Source organism: Okeania sp. SIO2B3 (assembly GCF_010672525.1).
Lineage (GTDB): Bacteria > Cyanobacteriota > Cyanobacteriia > Cyanobacteriales > Microcoleaceae > Okeania.
In genome coordinates this window covers 1-5,254 of record NZ_JAAHGH010000196.1, presented here as the reverse complement: position 1 = coordinate 5,254, position 5,254 = coordinate 1, and the positions used below count along the sequence as shown (strand labels likewise).

Below are 5,254 nucleotides of genomic sequence, written 5' to 3'. Positions count from 1 at the left end.
TACTCCTAGAGCTAGCTGATAAGGAAGCTAAGGCAACTATTGAAGCTTTTGAGAAAAAAGCAGAACGAGAACGATACTTAGAGCAACGTAAGCTAGAGAGACAAGCTCACCCTAGCCTCAGCACTGCTGACTCTTTAGCCGATATCCTAGAGCTGGACATTTTGCCTCGTTTATCCACTGAAGATATTTATGATTGGGGTGGCCACAACTTCAAAAAACATGGTAAAAAGTTAGTTGGCTTCTGTCCTCAGCACGGAGGTAGTAGCGGTACAGCTTTTCAAGTTAACCCGGCCGATAACTCTTGGTATTGTCATGGCTGTCAAGAAGGAGGCCACGCAGTACAATATCGACATTTTGCTAATGGTGGTCATGGTACACCTAAAGGCAAGGATTTTATAGAGATAGTTGAAGAGTTAGCTGATGATGCTGGTGTCACCTTACCTGAGTGGCAACCACCACAACAAAAACAGCAAAACAAAACCATCCCAAAGCTAGAATGGTGGCAGAAGTGTGGGCTACCTAGAGAAGCTAATAATTTAGCAAAGTTTGTTCGTTGGAGATTCGGTAAAATAGCTTGGCGATTCTTCAAACGCACTGGAGAATTACCAGCCAACCCGCAATTAAATAAAAATCCTGATGAACAAAAACTAGCAACACAAATCATTGCAGAACACACCACAGCCATCACTTTATGGACCCCACTCCTAAAACTAGGCACACCATACATTAACTACACAGGCCCAGGAAGCATACCTACTTACTCCGAATATCAGAAATTATTGGAGACTGAGAACTGGTTAATCAAAGAACCCAATATTAAATTTGATTTGAGAGTATGGGGAGATACTCCTGCAAGAGAAGCGTACGCCAAAGGATGGAATTTAATACTAGACAAACATGGCTGTGGAGAAGGGAAATCTCATGTTTACGGCGCTCTGAGAGCAGATAAACTAGAAGGAATAGAACGGACAGTGTTTGCAGCAACAAACCATCGTAACCCCACAGTTGAGAGTGTTGAGCATCGTAAAGACTTGATAGCCAAACACAACGGGTTAACCTATGATAATACCAAACATACACCATTAGGCAACCCCTACCAAACAGCAACACCAAAAGGCCAAACCCCTGATATTAAACCCCCGTGTGTCGAACACAAACTATTTAATACAGCTTATGAATTACAATTAAATGCTTTCTCTGGAAAAGGTAGCAAAGTCTGTAAGACTTGTCCATTATTGGCTTCTGGCTGTGATTACCTAGAAGAAAGACGCAATACTCTAGGTACAGAAAAAGTCAAAGATGAAGACGACAATGTTATAGGAGAAGTCCTTAACTATCCTGATATTAGAGCTGACTTAAACGGACTCAACAAATTTGATGTACCTACAGCTTTAATAATAGATGAGATAGACCAAACATTAGAATCCTCCAAACCCGTACACATAACTAAGGATGCGATCGCCAGAGGAAACATGAAACTGGCATCCTTAGAAAATCAGAAATTAGCTAAAGTTCTACAGGAAATATGTCAGGAAATTTATGCTCTTATAGATAACTATGAACCTGCCAATAAACATGGGTCTGACCATTTCCAAGTAATGGAAAAACTCGCCTCCCTTAGCATTCCTAAAAATGAATGGTTATCATCAGAAAAAAAATATCAGCAATATTTGACTTATATTGCTAAAGATAAATTCAATTGCCTCATTGAGAAAATCTACGGCCCAGAAATAGTAGACCATAAAATAGACTTATGGGGAGAACCCGAATATACATATAAAGCAAACCACGACCCCATCACCAGAGAAATAACAACAGTAGAAGAAAAACCAACAGGAGAAATATTACCCACCATACCTTCTCTTGACAACTTAATAGCAGAATGCCAAAAACTGCTGAAAACTAATTTTGATGAAATTATAGATTCAGGAATGACTCCTGGTGAAAAAACAGAAGCATTAGAACTAAACCATACCTTAGACTTTTTATCTCCTATTCTCAAAGCTATCAATGGATATAGAAAAGTCAGTCTAAGCTTGAACAAAAACTGTCTAACAATAACAAAACCTTGGTACAGACACCAAGACATTATTAAGTCAGCAGCAGTCGTGACATTCCTAGACACAACCCAAGACGTTGCAGATTTAAGGCGTAATCTCAACCTGGACAAAGACGAACCCATATTAGTCTTTTCTAGCCCTGAAAAAGACCACAGCAACTTAACCCTTAAATTTATAACTGACTTTGGTCATGCCAGCAATCAACGCCGGAGCGGGTCTCAATACACCGAAACTGAACGCATAGCAGCATTTATTAATCAAATAGTTGAAAATCACAAAAGTGAAAAAATCGGCTTGATAGACTATAAAGCTCATGCCTACTCCCACAAATTGCCAGACAACATTGTGAAAGTCGGCCACTGGGGGAATGATAGTCGAGGGTCTAATCAATTTTTAGACTGCACTACTATGATAGCCATCGGCGACTACACCGAAAATCTCGGTGCCCTAGCTGCTAAGTGGCAGTGCATGACTGGTCAAATTGTCACCCCTAGCAAATTAACAGGAGATTACGGTCGTCATGTCAAACGCCGTAGGATAGCTGATTTGGAGCAAGTAATAGGTCGCCCCCGTGCCACTAACCGCCCTGACGAACAGATCGTTATCTACTTACCCGGAAAATGGACTTCGGATGAAATTTCAGCGATCGCCTCCAGACTGCCAGGAGTAAATATAGAACAAGTGGCCACTTATGATGTATGTCCTAAAGCAGCGCAGAAAGGAGAACAGGTCAACAGAAAAATCATTGATACCATGTGGGAATTAGCAAAAGTTGGCCAAAATTTCACTCAAGAAAAGGTAGCTCAAATAGTAGGACTGTCGCGAAGTAGGGTTTCTCAAGTCTGCCTCGACCTACTACCAACAAGTTTTGTGCGGTTCAAAAAAATGTTAGTTTTGCTTTGGAATACCTTAAACAGAACTAACAATCCTAAAAAAGCGTTATCTGAGCTACCGGAGGAAATCAGGTGGTTTGTCTCAGAATGGCTCCCTGACTTTCCCTATTTTGTCCAGCAAGGTGAGACCCTAGAGGAAATGGCCGAAAATATCGAGATAGTCGTCAAGACTTACGGCCAATATATCCTAGAGTATGTATCGGTTGATACAATTATTGACTTAATAAAATTATTTATGGCCCCGATGCCGATTAGTTTTTGGGAGGAGTTGCGTACGCAAGTGGAACCGATACCGATACTGATCGAGAATTAATCAAAAAAACTGAAAAATTGACCCCACTTTTGTAGTGGGGAAGGCGGAGCTATGCTTAATCATCGCTATACCAAGCGGGTTCATTGTAGTGGCGCATACGAGTGGTTTTTTTTGTAGAGATGACGTGTTCTGGATCGTCATCTATATATTCATCGTTCTGGGAACATCTCAAATATCTATATGTATCTTGTTCAACCGCTAACTCCTCATATTCATCGTCAGGCATTCTCTCCAGCAGCTCAAGACAAGATTTAATCCTAGTTTCTATTTGGGAATTTATTATGTTTTGATAACCATTTTCTCTCAGCTTGTTTCTTAGTTCAATTAATCTGTTTAAATATGCAAAACAAGCAAGAGCATTGAAGGAACTATCCTCAGAATTAGGATTGTTGATTTCTTCTTCTAACAGTTGTTCAATTTGTGATAATAATTGTTGAATTGATACGATATCCTTGTGAGCTTCAAAGCTGGATATCCTATTATTATTGACGCTGTATATCCTATTATTGACGCTAGATATATTATTTTTAGCTAGCCTTCTATTCTTTTTTTGAATCCTATTTTTCTTCTTACCCATTTGTCAGTATCCCTTTATATTTTGCCTATATATATACTATCATAAATTGATAAATGGTTGACGATTAGTAAGGGGTGATAATAAAATAAATAAACTTAAAAAAAAAGTAAAAAATGGCGTTTATTATTGACAAATTTTATTGAAATAAAAGCGTGAAACATATACAGAAACAGTAGATTATTAATTGTAACTTTTTAAATCAATAGCATAGGAATTTTTCTCCTAAAGCTGTCTTTTAAAGATTGTAACATATACCACTAAAAAATGTTATAATTATGGTGTACAGCAGAATTATAAAAATGTTAGTAAATATAAAATCTGTACATCATTATTTGATAATGTTAATAATTAATTAGGAGAAAACTACTATGAAATTTGTTAGTCCTAAGATAGATTATGCTTTTAAAAAAATCTTCGGCTCGCAACAAAGTCAAGATATCTTAATTAGCTTTCTCAATGCCATAATTTATGGGGGGGAAAAAAATATTCAGTCTTTGACAATTGTTAATCCTTTTAATCCTGGTCAATTGCTCAGTTTAAAAGATACATATTTGGATGTAAAAGCTGTTTTAGTAGATGGTTCTATAGTAGTTATTGAAATGCAAGTAGCACGAATGACTGCTTTTAACAAACGGGTAGCTTATAACTTAGCTAATACTTGTGCCAATCAGTTAGAAACAGAAGAAGATTGTCTCCTACTAAATCCGGCGATCGCTGTGACTATTACAGATTTTATTTTGTTTAAAGATACTGAGGATGTTATCAATGAATTCGTGTTTCAGGATAAGAAAAAAAAAATTGAATGTCTAGAAGAAGAATTACGACTATTTTTTGTAGAATTACCCAAGTTTAAGAAAAGTTTGTCTGAGTTAGATAGTTTAAGTGATAAGTGGATTTATTTTCTCAAAGGTGCTAGCCGTTTAGATGAGATACCGGAGAATTTAAGAGAAGTGTCGGAAATAGAAAAGGCTTTAAATGTTGCTAATAAAATTAACATGACAGCGGAAGAGTTAGACATAGTTGAGCGTCGAGGAATAGCAATGCAAGATGAGAGAGGACGGATAACTTATGCGGAACAACAAGGGGAACAAAGAGGGGAACAAAAAGGCCAACAAAAAGGGAGAGCGCAATTAATAATACGTCAACTTAAAAAGCGTTTTGGAGAAATTCCAGAGGCAATAATTAGTCAAATTGAGGATTTATCAGTTGAAGATTTGGATAATTTAGGGGAAGATTTTTTAGATTTCAATAATTTGGAAGATTTGTTGAGTTGGTTGCAGTGAATTTCTCCGAATCTTGTCGCAGATAGTAAATAGCGTTCTCGATCGCACACGCAAAAACCAAACTTCTTGTATCCCTAATTGTTGATAAAACTAGAGATATTAGTAGAGTTTTTTGTATGAACGCACGC

Annotated in this window: 3 protein-coding genes; 2 read left to right on the top strand and 1 reads right to left on the bottom strand. The window is 37.5% G+C overall.

From position 1 onward, the window contains the following. A partial coding sequence (locus F6K15_RS37270) for a CHC2 zinc finger domain-containing protein (RefSeq protein WP_293071071.1) occupies positions 1-3,266 on the top strand: 3,266 nt, incomplete at its 5' end. Positions 3,267-3,321: 55 nt separating this feature from the next. On the opposite strand, the gene F6K15_RS37265 is transcribed toward F6K15_RS37270, so the two are convergent. Next, on the bottom strand, positions 3,322-3,843 hold the full coding sequence (locus tag F6K15_RS37265) for a hypothetical protein (protein ID WP_293071070.1): 522 nt from the start codon (positions 3,841-3,843) through the stop codon (positions 3,322-3,324). A gap of 368 nt (positions 3,844-4,211) precedes the next feature. On the opposite strand from F6K15_RS37265, the gene F6K15_RS37260 reads away from it, so the two are divergent. Then, positions 4,212-5,126, top strand: a complete 915-nt coding sequence (locus F6K15_RS37260; protein WP_293071069.1) for an Rpn family recombination-promoting nuclease/putative transposase — start codon at positions 4,212-4,214, stop codon at positions 5,124-5,126. The last annotated feature ends 128 nt before the right edge of the window (positions 5,127-5,254 follow it).